This is a genomic window from Amycolatopsis nigrescens CSC17Ta-90, from assembly GCF_000384315.1.
Lineage (GTDB): Bacteria > Actinomycetota > Actinomycetes > Mycobacteriales > Pseudonocardiaceae > Amycolatopsis > Amycolatopsis nigrescens.
The window spans coordinates 115,686-133,211 of the sequence record NZ_ARVW01000001.1; the positions used below are offsets into that span (position 1 = coordinate 115,686).

General features: G+C 69.1%; 13 protein-coding genes. 7 read left to right on the forward strand and 6 right to left on the reverse strand.

Going from position 1 to position 17,526, the window contains the following annotated elements; genetic code table 11:
* Positions 1-16: 16 nt before the first annotated feature.
* Entirely contained in the window at positions 17-2,395 is a 2,379-nt protein-coding gene (locus tag AMYNI_RS0100530) for a GH92 family glycosyl hydrolase (protein WP_245573839.1), read from the reverse strand.
* 312 nt (positions 2,396-2,707) lie between these two features.
* Here AMYNI_RS0100530 and AMYNI_RS0100535 point away from each other — a divergent pair, with 312 nt between their 5' ends.
* Positions 2,708-5,860 (forward strand): GH92 family glycosyl hydrolase, encoded by a 3,153-nt coding sequence (locus AMYNI_RS0100535; protein WP_020666000.1) that lies wholly within the window; start codon positions 2,708-2,710, stop codon positions 5,858-5,860.
* Between the two features lie 29 nt (positions 5,861-5,889).
* Here AMYNI_RS0100535 and AMYNI_RS0100540 read toward each other — a convergent pair whose 3' ends face one another.
* The gene (locus AMYNI_RS0100540) at positions 5,890-7,077 is read right to left on the reverse strand and encodes a hypothetical protein (RefSeq protein ID WP_157357204.1); all 1,188 of its coding nucleotides are present in this window, start codon (positions 7,075-7,077) and stop codon (positions 5,890-5,892) included.
* A gap of 115 nt (positions 7,078-7,192) precedes the next feature.
* On the opposite strand from AMYNI_RS0100540, the gene AMYNI_RS0100545 reads away from it, so the two are divergent.
* The 5 genes from AMYNI_RS0100545 (at position 7,193) to AMYNI_RS47885 (ending at position 11,860) form a co-directional block, all read left to right on the forward strand.
* Positions 7,193-7,816 (forward strand): TetR/AcrR family transcriptional regulator, encoded by a 624-nt coding sequence (locus AMYNI_RS0100545; protein WP_020666002.1) that lies wholly within the window; start codon positions 7,193-7,195, stop codon positions 7,814-7,816.
* On the forward strand, positions 7,813-8,664 hold the full coding sequence (locus tag AMYNI_RS0100550; protein WP_020666003.1) for an alpha/beta fold hydrolase: 852 nt from the start codon (positions 7,813-7,815) through the stop codon (positions 8,662-8,664). The genes AMYNI_RS0100545 and AMYNI_RS0100550 overlap by 4 nt, the downstream gene beginning before the upstream one ends.
* 99 nt (positions 8,665-8,763) lie before the next feature.
* The gene (locus AMYNI_RS47880) at positions 8,764-9,996 is read left to right on the forward strand and encodes an HNH endonuclease signature motif containing protein (RefSeq protein ID WP_020666004.1); all 1,233 of its coding nucleotides are present in this window, start codon (positions 8,764-8,766) and stop codon (positions 9,994-9,996) included.
* A 125-nt stretch (positions 9,997-10,121) separates the two neighbouring features.
* Positions 10,122-10,952, forward strand: coding sequence for a TIGR03620 family F420-dependent LLM class oxidoreductase (locus AMYNI_RS0100560; RefSeq protein WP_020666005.1), 831 nt, complete (start codon positions 10,122-10,124; stop codon positions 10,950-10,952).
* 413 nt (positions 10,953-11,365) lie between these two features.
* The gene (locus tag AMYNI_RS47885; RefSeq protein WP_169515683.1) at positions 11,366-11,860 is read left to right on the forward strand and encodes a hypothetical protein; all 495 of its coding nucleotides are present in this window, start codon (positions 11,366-11,368) and stop codon (positions 11,858-11,860) included.
* Positions 11,861-11,986: 126 nt separating this feature from the next.
* Here the strand turns inward: AMYNI_RS47885 and AMYNI_RS48735 are convergent, their stop codons facing one another.
* A complete protein-coding gene (locus AMYNI_RS48735) occupies positions 11,987-12,451 on the reverse strand; it encodes a hypothetical protein (protein ID WP_157357205.1) in 465 nt (154 codons plus the stop codon).
* Positions 12,452-12,888: 437 nt separating this feature from the next.
* On the opposite strand from AMYNI_RS48735, the gene AMYNI_RS48740 reads away from it, so the two are divergent.
* Positions 12,889-13,056 (forward strand): hypothetical protein, encoded by a 168-nt coding sequence (locus AMYNI_RS48740; RefSeq protein WP_020666007.1) that lies wholly within the window; start codon positions 12,889-12,891, stop codon positions 13,054-13,056.
* A gap of 85 nt (positions 13,057-13,141) precedes the next feature.
* Here AMYNI_RS48740 and AMYNI_RS0100575 read toward each other — a convergent pair whose 3' ends face one another.
* The 3 genes from AMYNI_RS0100575 to AMYNI_RS0100585 are packed head-to-tail and all read right to left on the reverse strand — an operon-like array spanning position 13,142 to position 17,477.
* Positions 13,142-14,557 (reverse strand): APC family permease, encoded by a 1,416-nt coding sequence (locus tag AMYNI_RS0100575; RefSeq protein ID WP_020666008.1) that lies wholly within the window; start codon positions 14,555-14,557, stop codon positions 13,142-13,144.
* Positions 14,554-15,849, reverse strand: a complete 1,296-nt coding sequence (locus AMYNI_RS0100580; RefSeq protein WP_040406321.1) for a flavin monoamine oxidase family protein — start codon at positions 15,847-15,849, stop codon at positions 14,554-14,556. The genes AMYNI_RS0100575 and AMYNI_RS0100580 overlap by 4 nt, the downstream gene beginning before the upstream one ends.
* Positions 15,850-15,860: 11 nt before the next feature.
* On the reverse strand, positions 15,861-17,477 hold the full coding sequence (locus tag AMYNI_RS0100585) for an amidohydrolase (RefSeq protein ID WP_020666010.1): 1,617 nt from the start codon (positions 17,475-17,477) through the stop codon (positions 15,861-15,863).
* Between the last annotated feature and the right edge of the window lie 49 nt (positions 17,478-17,526).

The window sequence follows — 17,526 nt, forward strand, 5'->3', positions numbered from 1 at the left end:
GTCCTTTCACGACGCGCTAGCCGGGAGGTGCGTCCGAAGGGGAGGAACCCCAGGCCTGATCGGGTGTCGTGGCGAGGTCGAAGTCCAGCTGCCCACCGTCGCGCACCAGCGAGTCCGGCACCCACGGCCGGGTCGAGAGCTTGCCGTTGACCCGCAGCCCGTGAAGGTACTTGGTGTTCTCGGCGGCCGTCGGTGCGGTCACCACGATGTTCCGCCCGCCGTCGCGGTGGATCTCCGCTCGCGGGAACAGGGGCGCGGACAGCACCAGTTCGGCGCGGCTGGGGTTCTGCGGGTACAGCCCCAGCGCGGTCCACACGTACCAGGACGACATGGTGCCCAGATCGTCGTTGCCGGGGATGCCGCCGGTGCCGTCCGTCCACAGTGTCCGGACGATCTCGCGCAGCGTCTCCTGGGTTCGGTACGGCCGGCCCAGATAGTTGTACAGCCACGGGGTCTGGATGCTGGGTTCGTTGCCAGCGTCGAACCGGGTCGGGTCCTTGCCGGTGAGGTCCCAGCTCCCGTCCGGCCGGTGGAAGAAGCCGTCCAGCCGGCGGGCCGCGCGTTCCCGGCCGCCCATCGCCTCGGTGAGGCCGGACATGTCGTGGTAGACCATCCAGGTGTACTGGGCGCTGGTCCCCTCCACGAAGCCCTCATCGGTGCCCGGGCTGAAGTCCGGCGCCCAGGTGCCGTCCGAGGCGCGGTTGCGGGCATAGCCGTCCAGGCCGTCCAGGCCGGCCGCCTTCGGGTCGAAGACGTTGCGCCAGTTCCCGGCACGTTCACCGAATGTTTGCTGGTTCTCCTTGTCCCCCAACTGTTTCGCCAGTTCGGCGATGGCGTAGTCGGCGGTGGCGTCCTCCAGGGTTTCCGCCGCGCCGCCCCAGCAGTGGCAGTCGTCCGACGGCACGTAGCCGATCCGCTGGTAGCGATCCAGCGAAGGTCGCTGACCGACGCACTGGACCGGACAGCCCTGGTCAGACAGGTCGTTCGCGGTCGGCACGGTGGCCGCCTGCACCAACGAGGCATACGCCCGCCGCACGTCGAAGTTGGTGGCACCGAAGGCGTACATGCCGGCGACGGACGGCGCGGAGGGGTCGCCGGACATCACCGCGGTCTTGCCGTTGTTGTGCAGCCAGCGGTCCCATTCGCCGCCGCGCTGGTCGGCGAAGTTGAGCAGGGACTGCGCGTAGTCGCCGGCGATCCGCGGCTCCAGCAAGGCGAGCAGCTGCACTTGGGCCCGGTACACGTCCCAGCCGGAGAAGGTGGAGTACTGCGCGTGCTGACCCGGCGAGAGCCGGTAGGTGCGCAGGTCCGAACCGAGGTACTCGCCGGTGACGTCGTTGAACAGGCTCGGCTGCAGCAGCGCGTGGTACAGCGCGGTGTAGAACACCCGCCGCTGGGCCGGGCTGCCACCGCCGACCTGGATCCGGCTCAGCGCCCGCTCCCACGCCTGCCGTGCGTCCGCGCGGACCGCGTCGAAGCTCGTCCCCGCGGGGTTCTCCGCGCGCAGGTTGGCTTCCGCGCCGGTCTGGCTCACGTAGGAGATGCCGACCCGCATGCCGACCGCCCGGTCCGGGCCGGTCTCGAAGCCAACGTACCCGCCGGAACCCTTGCCCTTCCGCTGTTCGGGCGTGAACCCTTCACCGCCCGTCGCGGCGGTGCTACCGGGTTGCAGCTTTCCGTCGACCCAGGTGCCGTAGCCGGTGATCGGCTGGTCGAACTCGGCGACGAAGTGCACCCGGTAGTAGGCGCGCTGGTTGAACTCACCACCGGAGGTCTTTCCGCAGAATCCGCCGCCGTCCACCGAACCGGTCACCCGCCGACCGGACGGGTCGATGCGCACCTCCGCGTTTCCGCTGCCGGCCAGGGAGTTCGAGGTGCGGAACAACAGGTTCGCCGGCTGCCCATCGGGAAAGGTGAACCGGCCGGACCCGGTGCGGTCGGTCGCGGTCAGGTCCACGCCCACCCCGGACGCCAGCCCGATCCGGTAGTGGCCGGGTTCCGCCGATTCCTCGGCGTGGCTGAAATCGCTGGCGTAGCGCTGGTCCTTGACGTCCGCCGACGGCGAGGAGTTGACCTCGCCGGCGAACGGCATGATCGGGATGTCGCCCGAGGCGCCTGGGGTGCAGCCGGTCCCGTTCAGGTGGGTCAGCCCGAACCCGCGGATCCTGGTCACGTCGTACTGGTAGCCACCGGCCGCCCCGGCGGAGGTCTGATCCCCCTTCGTCGTGGTGGGGCTGAAGGACAACATGCCGAACGGGCGCACCGCACCCGGGTAGACGTTGCCCGCGTTCGTGGTGCCGATGAACGGGTTCACCGAGCCGGCGAGGTCGTCGGCGGGTTCGGGATCGGCGGCAGCCGTTGGCGCACTGGCGACCGTCGCGACCAGGACGGTCACCACGGCAAATGTGAGAATAGATCGCATTCCGCTGCCCTTTCCCGCCGTTGGACAAAGGCATCATGACAACGTTGTCATGATGCCTGAAAAACAGTACCGGTGCGGCGTGCGAAAGACAAGTTCCGAACCCTCTGACCGAATACGAAAGTAGGGCACGGACACAAGTTTTCCAGACATTGGCACGCACATTACAAAAATCACCGAGGCTTCCGGATTCCCGCGTGGGGCGGTCAGATCTTTGTCAAAGCCTTGACCGACGATCGGGACGGGCGCGATGGTCTCCAGCGAAGCGCTTCGACTCGGGAGGCTCGGATGGGGTTTCGCAAGCGGCTCGGTGTGGTGTTCGCGTCGGCGGTGCTGGTGACGACCGGGGTGTCCTCGGCTTCGGCGGCGCCGGGCGACGCGCCGCTGGTGGCGGACCCCGCCGCGTACGTGGACCCGTTCATCGGGACCGGGACTGGGGGCAGCTCGGTCGGCGAGATCAACAACTTCCCCGGCGCGGCGGTGCCGTTCGGGATGATGCAGTTCTCGCCGGACACCAAGGGCTCCTACGCCGGCTACCAGTACCACAGCGATCAGATCCGCGGGTTCAGCCTCAACCACGCCTCGGTCGGCTGCCACGCCTTCGGCGATGTGCCGCTGCTGCCCGTTACCGGTGACGTCGGAGCGGCGCCGTGGGACCGCGTCGAGCGTTTCTCGCACGACGGTGAGCAGGCCGAGCCGGGCTACTACGCGGTGACGCTCGCCGATTCGAAGGTGCGCGCCGAGCTGACCGCGACCACCCGCACCGGCCTGGCCACGTTCACCTTCCCCGCAGACGGCGCGCGGCAGGTGCTGGTGAAGGGCGGCGCGAGCCTGGCCGGCAACTCGCAGGCCGAGCTGACGATCAACGGCGACCGCGAGGTCACCGGGTCCGCGACCACCGGGAAGTTCTGCGGGAAGGACAACAAGTACAAGGTCTACTACGCGATCACCTTCGACCAGCCCTTCACCGCGCACGGCACCTGGGACGGCGCCGAGGTCACCCCCGGATCTTCCACTGTGGACTCACCGAAGGCGGGCGCGTACCTGACCTTCGGCGGCGGCGTGGTGCGCGCGAAGGTGTCCATGTCCTATGTGGACGTCGATGGGGCGAAGGCGAACCTGGCCGCGGAGGTGCCCGGCTGGGAGCCGCGGGCCGTTCGGGACGACACCCGCGCCCGCTGGTCCGACGCACTGGGCAAGATCAAGGTCGCCGGGCGAGACACCGCGCAGCTCAAGACCTTCTACACCGCGCTCTACCACTCGCTGATGCACCCCAACACGTTCAACGACGTCGACGGCCGCTACATCGGCTTCGACGACAAGATCCGCACCCTGCCGCCAGGACGCACCCAGTACGCGAACTTCTCCGACTGGGACACCTACCGCTCGCTCGCGCCGCTGCACGCGATGCTGTTCCCCGACCAGGCGAGCGACATGGCGCAGTCGCTGGTCAACGACGCCGTGCAGGGCGGCTGGTGGCCGAGGTGGCCGATGGCCAACGACTACACCGGCCAGATGACCGGCGACAACTCGGTGCCGCTCATCGCGAACCTGCACGCCTTCGGTGCGCGCGACTTCGACCTCGACACCGCGCTGAAGTACCTCGTCAAGGGCGCTACCACGGTGGACCACACGCCCGGCGCGTACCAGGAACGGCGCGGGATCGAGAGCTACGTCGCGCGCGGCTACCTGCCGAACAACAACGAGTCGCGCGGCGACCACGCCCGCGTCGGCGCGTCCACCACGCTGGAATGGGCGATCGACGACTTCGCCATCGCCCAGCTCGCGAAGGCCGCGGGCGATCGGGACACCGCGCGGGACTTCACCCGCCGCGGCCAGAACTGGCAGCACCTCCTCAACCCGTCGACCGGGTACCTCCAGCCGCGCGACGAGTACGGCCGCTTCCCGGACGGGCCCGCCTACCAGCCCCCGCCGCCGGGGAAGTTCGGCCAGGACGGGTTCGACGAGGGCAACGCGGCGCAGTACAACTGGCTCGTGCCGCAGAACTCGGCGGGCCTGATCACCGCGATGGGCGGGAGGGCGGCCGCCGCCGCGCGCCTCGACGAGTTCTTCACCAAGCTCAACGTCGGCCCGAACGAGCCGTACATGTGGGCGGGCAACGAACCCGACTTCGGGGTGCCGTGGCTGTACAACCACCTCGGGCAGCCGTGGAAGGCGCAGGCGGCCGTGCGGAAGATCGCGACCACCCTGTTCTCCGCGACCCCGGACGGTGAGCCGGGCAACGATGACCTCGGCGCGCAGTCGTCGTGGTACGTATGGGCCGCGCTCGGGCTCTATCCGGCCACACCGGGAACCGCCGACCTGAGCGTGCACAGCCCGTTGTTCGAGCGCGCCGTGCTGGACCTGCCCGGCGGCGAGCTCGACATCCGCGCACCGAAGGCGTCGGCAAGCACGCCGTACGTGCACGGACTCGCCCTCGACGGCCGGAACTGGGAGCGCACCTCCCTGCCGCAGGACATCGTACGCACCGGCGGACGGTTGGACTTCTCGCTCGCCGCCACCCCGGACAAGCGCTGGGCGGTGCACTCCGCTCCCCCGTCCTACCGCGAGGGCGAACGTCCCTTCCTCGCGTCGGCGACGCCGAACCAGGTCACCGTCGAACCCGGCGGCTCCGGAGAGTTCACTGTGCACGGTCAGCGGCTCGGCGGGCCCGATCGGGAACTGCGGGTGACCACGACGCCGCCGGTCGGGCTGGAGGTGCGAGGTCTGCCACGGGTGCCGCTCGACGGGAGCACGGGTGCGGGCAGCGCGAAGTTCACGGTCACCGCATCACCGGGGATGGCGCCGGGGTACCACGAGATCCCGGTGACGGTGCGGGGCAGCGGTGGTGAACCGGTGCGGGCCTCGGTGATCGTGCTGGTCGCGCCGAAGGGAAGCCTCCCCGCCGCATACGGGAACGTGGGCGTTTCGGAGGACACGGATACCGGCCATGCCGATTTCGACGGTGCCGACCACAGCTACTCCCGCCAAGCACTCGCCGCGGCCGGGTTGACGCCAGGTGCCACGGTTTCGGTCAGCGGGACGACGGTGACCTGGGCGTCGGTTCCGGTGGGACGCAAGGACAACGTGCTCGCGAACGGACAGGTCGTCTCCGCCGGCGCGGGCAAGCGGCTGCTGTTCGTCGGCTCAGCCACCCACGGCGACCATCGCGGCACCGCGACCGTCACCTTCACCGATGGCAGCACCGCGCGGGCCGATCTGTCCTTCGGTGACTGGATTCAGCCAGGCGGCGGCGATGCGCCGGTGTTCGGCAATACCGTCGTCGCCCGCGCAGACCACCACAACCAGCCCAAGGGGCAAGCCGGCCCTGCGTTCGTCTACGCGACCGCACCGTTCGACGTGCCGGCGGGGAAGCGGGTGGCCACGGTGACGCTGCCGGTGAACAAGGACCTGCACGTGTTCGCCATCGGCACGGCCTGACACCCGCCCGACGGCGCCGGTGCCGTGTGTCAGCGGTCAGCGGAATAGGAGACGACGACTCCGCGGGTGTACTGCTCGCCGGGCGGCAGCGGGGAGACGCCGACCGCGCCAACGCCCCAGATCTCCCGGGTGCCGGGCACGAGCTGGAGGTCGTGCAGCTCGACGTGCTGCCTGCGGTCCACCTCGGTGATCTCGTCGGTGCGGCCGGCGACCGGTTCCGGATCCCTGATCACCCGGCGGGCACCCTCGCGCGTGCGGTGCTGTTCCGTGCCGAACGCACTGGCCAGCACGAAACCACCCGCGCCGTCGCCGGTCGCCAGCAGGGCCGAGTTCGGCGGGGTCTGTTTCTCGGAGTTGTCGAACGCGTCGGGTTGCTTCTGCCACGCTTCGCCGTTCCAGCGCAGCGCGAACGCCGTGTAGGACTGGTCGGGTCCCGCGGTCGTCGCGGTGGCGGTGACCGCGCCGAACGCCCATGCCTCGTCGCGGGAGACGCTCACGATGTCGGAAATCCTGGCTGTCTCTCCCTCGGCGAGCGGGAACTCGGGCACCTCCATCGGCTGCCACCGCTGGCCGTCGAAGTGCGCGATCGCGGGCTGGCCACCGGCCTGTCCCGACGCCCAGACGTCGTCCTGGCCACTGGCGGCGAGCGAATCGAGGTGGTCCGCGGGCAACGCCGTGGCGTCCCACCTCGCGCCGTCCCAGTGATGCGCGACCGGTTCCGGTGTCGACGCGTCGAGCGCCCACACGTCATCGGGTGCCACGGCCACGGCCTCGCGCACGGTGAAGTCGGCGGCCATCCGGATCCACCGCTGCCCGTCCCAGCGCATCGCCCCCTGCTGGGGATCCCTGGCGATCTCGTCCGCGGCCAGGCGCCCGAACAGCCACACGTTGTCCGGGCCGGAGGCCGCCAGCTCGCTGATCTCCGCACCCCCTTCCCACCGCAGGGCGGGCGGCATCGGGGCGTTCTGCCAGTCGGCGCCATCGCGGTGCAGCAAGGTGTAGACGGTCGATTCGGCGTTGTGTTCCATCGCCACCGCCCAGCCCTCGTCCGCGGACACGGCGACCAGGTTCCACAGGGACATCGCCCGCGACGCACTGACGTAGTCGGTCCGCCAGCGGTCGGCGTCCTCACCGCCGCCAGGGTCCGCCCCACAGGCCGCCAGCAGCACCGCGACCGCCGCCACCACCGTTGACCGGCCCCCGACTCCGCTTCGCACGTCGCACAGGTTACGGGCACCGCGCGGGACCGATCCCAAGCCTCGGCCTTGACGATACTCAGAGAGTTCTCTAAATTTAGAGTGCTCTATAAATTAGCTGGAGGGGCGGGCACGGATGGGAACGGTCGAAGGGGGTCTGCGTGCGCAGCACAAGGCCCAGCGTCGGGTCCGGATCCTCGATGCGACGCGGGAACTCCTGCGGGACGGCCCGGAAGCGGTGATCAGCACCGAACGGATCGCCGAGCGAGCGGAAGTCGCCCCGGCCACCGTGTACAACCTGATCGGGCCGCGCGACAAGATCTGGCAGGCGCTCGCCGCCGGATTCATGGACGAGCTCGAACGCCGCCTGGCGGCGCGGGGAGCCGGTGACCCGCGGGAGGTCGTCAGGTCGACCGTCGGGCTGTTCGCGGGCGACCCGGTCGTGTCGCGTCGCATGGTGCGCGAGTGGGAGGACAGCGGCCTCGTGCTCGACCGCAGCCCGCTCACCCAGCTCCGCCAGGCGATCGCGGAGGCACGGGCGCAGGGCGTCCTGCGCGCCGACATCAACACCGACGCGCTGGCCGCCTCAGTCGCCACCTCGTGCGTGGGTGCGCTGCATCAGTGGGTCGCCGGCCTGATCGACGACGACCGGTTCCTCGCACATGCCCTGTTCGCGCTGGACGTCGCGCTCGCCGCGGCGGCCACCGATGCCCATCGCGACCGGTTGCTGGCGCCGCTGCGAACCCGGGATGCGGTATGACGGCCGGCGCGCCGCCCCGGCGTTTCCTTGGCCACGACGGAATCCTGCTCACGGCCGATGTGTGGGGCGAAGCGTCATCGCCACCTCTACTCCTGCTGCACGGCGGCGGCCAGACCCGGCACGCCTGGGACCGGACCGGCCCTCGGCTGGCCGCGCTGGGCTGGCGGGTCGTCGCCCCGGACCTGCGCGGGCACGGCACCAGCCAGTGGTCGGCCGATGGCGACTACGACCTCGAACTGTTGGCCGGGGACGTCCGGGCGCTCGTCACCGAACTCGGCGACCGGCCGGTACTCGTCGGTGCCTCGCTCGGCGGCCTGAGTGCGCTGCTCGCCGCCGGCGAGGCACCCGGCGCGGCGATTCGCGCGCTGGCGCTCGTCGACGTCGCCCACCGGCCGGATCCCCGTGGGGCGCACCGGATCGTCGAGTTCATGCGCCAGCGACCGGACGGGTTCGCCAGCGTCGAAGAAGCGGCCGCGGCGGTGTCGGCCTACCTGCCGCACCGCCCACCTCCGGAGGACCCCGACCGGATCCGGAACAACCTGCGACGCCACGGCGATCGCTGGGTCTGGCACTGGGATCCCCGCATCCTGGACAACTTCGAGGGCCGGATGGACCCGCCCGGGATGGCGCAACGCCTCCTCCGCGCCGCACGCCACACCGAAGTGCCGGTCCTGCTCGTCCGCGGCGGAATCAGCGACGTGGTGCGCGACGACATCGCCACCGAGTTCTGCGACGAGGTTCCCAACGCACGGCGCGTCGACGTGGCCGACGCGGGGCACATGGTGGCCGGCGACCGGAACGAGCACTTCATCGACGCGATCATCCCGTTCCTGAAAGGGATCCAATGAGCGCATGACTGCGTTTTCCCTCTTTCGTGTTCGGGTGTGGCCGGTTTTTGTCGGGGTTCGGCGGTATTATGGAGGTACATTCAAACTACGGGGGTTCGCATGTTGTTTGTTGATTTCAGTATGTTACCGCCGGATTGGTTGTCGTCGATGAATAAGGCGTCGATTGAGCGGCTTGATGTGTCGCAGGCGGTGGGGGTGGTGATCTCGGCTCGGCGGGCGATCTGTCGTATGCAGGCGGTGCAGGCTCAGGCGATCGCGCAGGTCAGCCGGGCCCGTGGTGGTGCGCGGTGGGTGGCCGATGAGTTGGCGCCGGAGTTGCGGTTGTCCCGTGACACGACCGCAACCCGGGTCGCCTTGGCGAAAGCGCTGGTGTCGCGGATGCCGTGTCTGTTGGCCGCGATGACCGAGGGCGAGTTGGATATCGAGAAGGCTCGTCAAGCCTTTGATGGCGTGGCGGTATTGTCCGATGAATTGGCCCGTCAGGCGGATGAGATTCTGGCTGGTCGTATCGGTGAGAAGAATCCCAGCAACTGGCGTAAAACGGTCACTCGAGTGGTGGCGAGTCTCGATCCCGAAGGCCAGCAGGCGCGGACGGAGGCCCGGCGTAAGCAGCGCCGTGTCGAGTTGCACCACGAGCCCGACGCGATGGCCTCACTCTGGGCCTACCTCCCGGTCGAAATCGCGACCGCCGTGTATGCCCGGATCGACATGCTGGCGCGGAAGCTCCGCGGTGGCGATGAGGTTCGCACGCTGGATCAGTTGCGGGCTGATGTGTTGGCGGAGTTGCTGCTCGGCAAAGGCTGGGAAGGCTTGGCGGCTCAGGTGTTCATCCACATCCCGCTCGACACCGCGTTGGGCATCCGTGATGACGGCTGCGAGCTGGTCGGCCATGGCCCGATCCCCGGTGAGATCGGCCGTCAACTCATGAACCAGCCGGGATCGGTGTGGCGGAAGGTGTTGACCGATCCGGTGTCGGGCACTGTCCGGGATATCGGCCGCAAGCGGTACCGGCCACCAGCCGATCTCGCCGATCTGGTTCGGGTGCGTGACCGCACCTGCCGCGCACCGGGCTGTAATCGGCCTGCGCAACGGTGCGACGCGGACCATTGCACGGCGTGGTCGGAAAATGGGGACACCTGCGAGCACAACCTCTGTTGCCTGTGCCGCCACCACCACCGGTTGAAGGATGAGCCGGGCTGGACCTTCGACTTCGATCCCGACACGGCCGATTTAACGGTCACCACCCCCAACGGCCGCACCTACACCACCAGACCCGAACCACTGCTCGACCCACCACCACCGAAGATCACCGACGAGCCACCACCTTTCTAGTGCGCGCGGCCCACCGCACCCCGAGCAACGCGCCGTAGGACCTGCCCGAACCGCCGCTTGACCTCAGGTTAGGTTGAGGTATTAGCGTCGTTCAGCGAAGACCCCGACTACGAAAGGCATCCGGGATGCGCCAGCTCGAACTGGGACAGATCGGCGTGACCCTGAACATGCGCGCCGACGGCGGCCACCTCGAAGACGCGGCCATGCTGGAGAACCTCGGCTACTCGACGCTCTGGATCGTCGGCGGCCAGCTGAGCACCCTGGATCCGCTGCGGGAGGTCATCCGGGCGACCGAGGCGGTCCCCGTCGGCAGCGCGATCATTCCCGCCCGCCGCTACCCATCCGAGGACGTGGTCGCGTTGCGCCGCGACCTCGAGGCCACCGATCCGGGACGGCTGATCACCGGACTGGGCGGAGTGCACGGCGACCGCCCGCTGCGCACCATGAACACCTACCTGGACAGCTTGGACGCCGCCGACCCGCCGGTCCCGGCCGGCGCCCGCATGCTCTCGGCACTGGGCCCGCGGATGCTGGAACTGTCCCGCGACCGCGCGGCCGGCGCGCTGCCGCTGCTGGTGACCCCGGAGTTCACCGCGCACGCCCGGCAGATCCTGGGCGACGAAGCGAGCATGGCCGTCATGGAGTACGTCGTTCTCGAAAGCGATCCGCGACTGGCCAGGGACACCGTCCGCGAGTCCGTCGGCTTCCTGACCAAGGTCGGCGGCTACCCGCAGAACCTGCGCCGGATGGGCTTCACCGACGAGGACATCGCCACGACCAGCGACCACCTGCTCGACAACCTGGTCGCCTGGGGCGACACCGACACCATCGCCGCCCGCGTGAAACGCCACCTCGAAGCGGGCGCCGACCAGGTCGTGCTCGTCGTCCAACCGACGGACCCGAACGCCACGCCACACAAGGAATGGCAAGCACTGGCCGGCGCCCTCATCGGCTGACCCAGCCAAAACCTACCCGGCCTAGCCGTTGAGGAATCTTCTCTGGCTGGTAGTGGCTCGCTTCAGCCCAGATCCTTCACGCACAAGATCGAAGATACGACAAGCTTTACAGATTGCCGTTTAGGGTCACCTGTTCGGTGGTTCTACCGCGCAGCGCTGGCGAGTTACGGTCGACAGGTAGACGGGGAGTCCAAGCACGTGTGGGTCATGGGAGGGTCCTGGCGTGTCGGGGGATTCAAGTTACTTCTGAATGAAGAAACAGCACCGGACTCAGATTGATTTGCTTCTTTGCGCGTGTTTCCGACTTTCTTTTGGTTGCTCCAGATCAAAAGAGGAGGATTATGTCGTCAGCATCGCGTTCTCATGGAAAGTCAGGCTTAACCAGGGTTCTATTGGGCGTAACGGCCGTGTTCGTGACGGTGACCACCTCATTGCTGGCGTCGCCGTCGGCGGGGGCCAGCCCATCGGTATCAGTACCGACGGCGAGCGTGCAAGAGAGATCCGCAGAGAATCCTCTTGTCGCCAAGACCGAGATCTACGGCGGATGGCGCATGTGGGACAACAACTACGTGGCCTCACCTGATGGGCGCACGCAGCTTCATCTTCTGCGCGGGTTGCTTGAGGTCTGGAGAGACGGTGGCCACGTGTGGACCGCCGGGCAGAGCTCGGCCGGAGCCTATGTCGACTTCCAGCATGATGGCAATCTGGTCGTGTACACAGGCGCTGGACAACCTGTGTGGGCCAGCAATACCACCTTTTGGTGCGGGCAGGACGGGTGCCACCTGGGAATTCAGGATGACGGCAACGTGGTGATCGAAGACGACTTCACGTATTGGGATTTCTGGTCGACCAAGACGGCACGGCCTGATCCTGCCACTCCGCTCCTGACCCCGGTCGAGGCGAAGTAGCAGCGCCATATTTCCAGGGCAGGGCAGGCAAAGCTGACAGGAAGACTGCCTGCCCTGCCGCTCTGGGAATGTCACCCGAAAATCAACCTGAGCCATCCCCAAGTCTCGCGCCAATACGAGCGGAGATCAACCTCGCTCAAGTTCGATATCCAGCGACACTCCGCTAATTACCACCATGGCGCCCGGGATGCCAAATATTGGCCACTCTGTTACGAGCTTGAATTTATCCGCGACAGACCTTGGCCATAGCCAGAGAGTTTGCTGACTTGTCAGTTCATTACCGGAAATATGAAATCCAGGGCCACCCAAACTGGCGAAATAAGGCTCCGTCGGCGGGGACAGCGGGGTGATGGTGTGATCGAGCGTGGTCGCGGTGCGCCCGTCTTCGAGGTGGATGCCGAACCGTAACACCGCGTCAGGCACCCCTGTTCCAACTCCGGGTGCCGCCATAGCCGTACGAAGAACCTCACCGGGCTCCGCGCCTCCCGTCGTGGCTGCCGCTTCGAGCTCGATCGCGAGGCCGTCAGGATATTTACTCAGTCCCAGCACCGTCACACTGGCCTGCGCGGATTGCGCGATCACCTGCCGCATTTGCCTATTTTCAGTGGCAGTCGCCCCGATCCCGGGGCCGGGCCACCCCCCTGCACCTGGTTGCGGGGCATCGGATTCTTTACGGCCCCCATCGGGAGCGAGCGAATCGTCATCCATATCACCGAACGTACCACTGCGCACTAGCGTGTTCCGGAAGTTGCGGCCGACCTCGATCAACACGGGCTCGGTTCAGCGGAGGGCGTGCTCGCAATATCAGCTGGCCGGCAAGGCAAGGAAGCATGCTAAATGATCAGTGGGTTGGTTCTCTTTGGCCGCCTGCCAATCGGACTCCCCATGAGGCGCCGAAGCAGCCAAGACACCGCTGAAGGAGCGCTGCGAAGAGCGCACAGATCACGTATGCCGGATATCGCCTGGTCATTGGTGCAGCAGCACTACCAGTAGCACGACCAGCGCGACGGGCACGGTGAACGCCACCAGTGCGGCTGATCAGCCGCAAGGTCTGTGGCCACTGTTTGATCGCCGCACGGATCGTCTTCCCGGCTTCTTCGGCCATGCTCACCATCGTCACCTTCTCCGAGGTCGTCGACTCACTGACGGCACTCAGCATCGGACTACCGCGCTTGCCGCGGCAACAAGCGTGGTGACGTTGCGGTACCCAGCGAACAAGGCCGACCTACTGCACGACTCCACCGCACCGGGCATCATCCGGCTCCGGCAACAGCCGCCTGGTCAACTTGTCTTCGGTGACGGGGAAGTTCTGGCGCGGCGCCGGGTGCTCAAGGCCGCCAGCCCGAGGCCGGACAGGAACACCACCGGCATCACGCAGACCAGCAGCGTGTTGGTCGCGGGGCCGGCGGCGGTGAGCACGTCGACGTGGGCGATCACCAGCACCAGCGCGGTGGTCAGCAGGGCCGCGGCCAGGACGGCGGTGGCCAGCACCGCGGGTGACCGTCTTCCGGCGCGCCCGCTCGCGACGAAGACACCCGCCGAGACGGCGACCAGCACCTGCAGTCCGAGCACGCCGATCACCCCGGGTGTGTTGACCCACAGCAGAAGATGCCGGTACGGGTCGGCGCCCGCCGCCGCGAACACCAGCACGACGACCAGCGCCAGCGCGCATTGCAGCAGCCCCGCGCGGTAGGGCGAGCGGTGCCGGGGATGCAACCTGCCGAGCGATCGCGGCAGCACCTGGTCGCGGGACAGCGAGTACACATAGCGGTTGACCGCGTTGTGGAAGGCGAGCTGGGTGGCGTAAACGCTGGTGATGATCAGGATCCTCATCAGGATGCTGGCCCACGGGCCGAGGTAGCGGTCGGTGGCGAGGAAGAACAGGTCGGCGGTGTGCGCACCGGCCAGGTTGACCACCTCGCTCTCACCGAAGGCCTGCACCACGGCCCAGACGATGAACGCGTACAGCACGGCCATGAAGGTGACCGCGAGGTAGGTCGCCCTCGGGATGGTCCGTTGTGGATTGCGGGCCTCCTCCCGGTAGAGCACAGTCGACTCGAAGCCCATGAAGGCGGCGAAGCAGATCGCCAGCGCTCCGGCCATCCCCGGGGTGGAAACGGCCTGCGGGGTGAACGAACCGGCGCCGAGCCCGTCCGCGCCGCCGCCCACCACCACCGCGACGGCCAGCACCACCAGCAGTCCGGTCTCGGCCACCAGCAGGACGCCGAGCACCTTGGCGCCGACGTCGATCCCCCGGTAGCCCAGTGCGAACACCGCCAGCACCGCGACGGCCGCGATCAGCGGCCAGGGCACCTCCCAGCCGAACAGGTCGCGCAGGGTCGCCTGCGCCTGGGTGGCGAACAGGCCGAACACACCGATCTGCAAGGCGTTGTAGGCGACCAGCGCGCTCATGCCCGCGGCCACACCGGTGCTGCGACCGAGGCCGCGGCTGACGTAGGAGTAGAAAGCACCCGCGTCGGCCACCTGACGCGCCATGGGCAGAAAAGCGGCGGCGAAGACGCACAGCACGGCGCCTGCGACCAGGTAGCCCACCGGTGCGCCGATCCCGCCGAGCATGATCGCCAGCGGCGCCACACCCACCATCACGGTCAGCGGGGCGGCGGCGGAGACCACCAGGAACACGATTCCGCCGGTGCCGAGCGCGTCGCGTTTGAGTCCGGTCCCCTGGCCGGTCACCGAAGTGCCTCGATCAACTCGGTGGCCGCCCGGCGGCCGCTGTCGATCGCGCCGTCGATGAAGCCGGGCCAGCGCAGCGCGGTGTGCGCTCCGCCGAAGTGCACCAGCCCTTCCCTGCGGCCGAGTTCCTTTTCGTAGCGGGAGATCTGGCCCGCGCGGAACGTGGTCCAGGTGCCCCGGGACCATTCGTCGTCGACCCAGCGGTGGGTGGCGGTGCGCAGGACCTCGGCACCGGGGGCGAACTCGCGCACCGCCCGCTGCACGTCCGCGGGGTCATCGCCGTCCACCCGGTCGTGCTCGGGGGCGAAGCAGACGAGCAGCACCCCCTCGGCGGTGGTGCGCATCGCGCCGACGTAATCGAAAGCCGTGCGCCAGCCGTAGCCGGAGAGGTCCTCGGGCACGCCCCGGGCCAGCGCCCAGATCTTCTGGCCCTGCCCGGCGTGGTTCTCCCGGGAGATCTCCCGTTTCGGCGCGGAGAGGGCGGGCATGAACTCCAGCCGCCGCAGCACCCCCAGCGGCACGGTCACCAGCGCCCGCCGCGCGCAGTCGACACCGCCGTCGTGCCGGACCAGGACACCGCCGTCACCTTGCTCGATCACCGATACCGGGCAGTCGAGCCGGATCGTCGCGGTGCCGTCGGCGGCGATGGCCCGCGCGAGCGAGCTGGTGCCGTCGGTGAAGGTGTGCCCGAGCACGCTGGCCTGGACCATCCCCCACACCGAGTTCCCCATCGCGGCCAGCCAGCGCAGGATGTCCAGCGCGGACCCGGTGTCGGCGCGGGCGTTGCCGCACCCGCAGAACCAGGAGATCATCAGGTCCCGGACCGTGCCGGTGAGCCCGGCCCGCTCGGCCCATTCCTCGATCGGGACGTCGAGGTCGGCCAGCCCCTGCTCGGACAGCGGGCGGTCGAGGTCCAGCCGTGCCCCCGCGGCCGGCAGTGCGCGCAGGCCGTGCTCCAGCGCGCCGAGTTCGGCGGCGGGCACCGGCAGCAGGCTGTCCAGTACGCGGCCGCCGTCGGACCAGGTCATCCGGCTGGGCAGCGCGCTGTCCTCGGTCGCGATGCCGTACCGGGCGACCTCGGCGAAGACCGCGGCCTGCTCGGGCACGATCCAGGTGCCGCCCATCTCCAGGCCGACGCCGGGGAAGAGGTCCTCGCGGTACCAGGTGCGCCCGCCGATCCGGTCCCTGGCCTCCAGCACCAGCACCCGGTACCCGGCCAGGCTGAGGTCGCGGGCGGCGGTCAAGCCGGAGAACCCCGCCCCGACCACGATGACGTCGTAGCCGTCCTGCATCACGTTCTCCTTCACACTCGGGCCCGGTGAGTTACCTGTCCATTTAGGACTGTCAGCACGATGGGCGCGTCGGCGAGCTCGTCGGCGGGTGCCCGCAACGGATCGGCAGCGAAGGCGGTGAGGTCGGCGCGCCCACCGGGCCGGATCCGGCCGGAGACCGCGGATTCGCCGACCGCTTCGGCGGCGTGGGTGGTCATCCCCTCCAACGCCATCAACGCGGTGAGGGCCTGCCCCGGCAACAGCGGCTCGACTTCGGGACTGCCCGCCGGGCGGCGCAACCGGGCTCCGGTGAGCACCCGCCGCGGGTCGAACGGCGCGATCGGCCAGTCGGAGCCGAGGACCAGGATGGCTCCGGCGTCGACGAGGTCGCGGCAACGCCATGCCCTGCCCGCGCGCAGGGCGCCCAGCCGCCTGGACCAGTTGTCGCTGCCGTCGGACCTGCTGAAGTGGGCGTGGGTGGGCTGCATCGACGCCACCACGCCCAGCTCGGCGAAGCGGCCGAGCTGGCCGTCCGGCACGGTTTCCAGGTGCTCGACCCGATGCCGGGCACCGGTGGCCGGCGCCCCCGCCACCGCGTCCAGCACGTGCCGGACGGCGGCGTCCCCGATGGCGTGGGTCGCGGTCGGCACGCCGTGCGCGGCGAAGAACCTGAGCGCGGTGGAGAATTCCGCGGGCTCCGGCCAGAACGACCGGGTGGAGGCGCCCCTGGTATCCGGTTCCTCCAGCCAGGCGGTTCCGCCGTCGACCGTGCCGTCGAGGAAGAACTTGACTCCACCGACCCGCCACAACTCGCCCCGCCACCGCTGCTTCCCGAGCAGCTCCCGCCAACCCGGCTCGCCGTCGCCGGGCATGCACCACGGGGCGAACCGCAGCCGCACCGGCAACTCCCCCACCTCATCCAACTCGCGGACCAGGTCGATGCCGTCGCCGTCCATCACGTGCCCGCCGGTGACCCCGGCCGCGGCCAGCTGCCGGAGCAGGCGCCGCAGCCGCGCCCGGCGACGCGCGGCCGGCTCGGCCGGGATGACCAGGCGCACCAGGTCCATCGCCTCGTGCTCGAGCAGGTGACCGGTGGGCCGCCCGGCCGGATCGCAGGCGATGCTGGCGCCCTGCCCGAACTCGCGCGGGCCGTGGACGCCGGCCAGCCGCAGCGCGGCGGAACTCGCCAATGCCGAGTGGGCGTCGGCGAAGGTCAGGAAGACGGGGACCTCGCCGGCCACCTCGTCCACCACTCGCGCGGTGACCGGGGTTTCGCCGAACACGTTGGGATCCAGGTTCCAGCCGAGGATCCAGTCACCCGGACCCGCCCGCCGCCGTTCCGCGGCGATCCGGTCGCGCAAACCTCGCGGGTCGCGCACCCCGCCGAGGTCGGCTCCCGCGGTCGTTTCCAGCCCCAGCACCGGATGCAGGTGACCGTCGACGAGGCCGGGGGTGAGGGTCGCGCCTTCGAGGTCGACCGTCGTCGTGCGCGAGCCGCGCAGCGGGCGCAGTTCGCGGTCGCCGCCGACGGCGAGGATCTTGCCGTCGCGCACCGCGACGGCCTCCGCGACAGGATGGTCGGGGTCGAGTGTGCGCACCAGTCCGCCGTGCAGCAGCAGGTCCGCGGTTCGGTGCTCGGAGACGTGCATGAGCGGGTAGTCTCCGCATGGTCAACGTTATAGTCAACACCGTGACTAT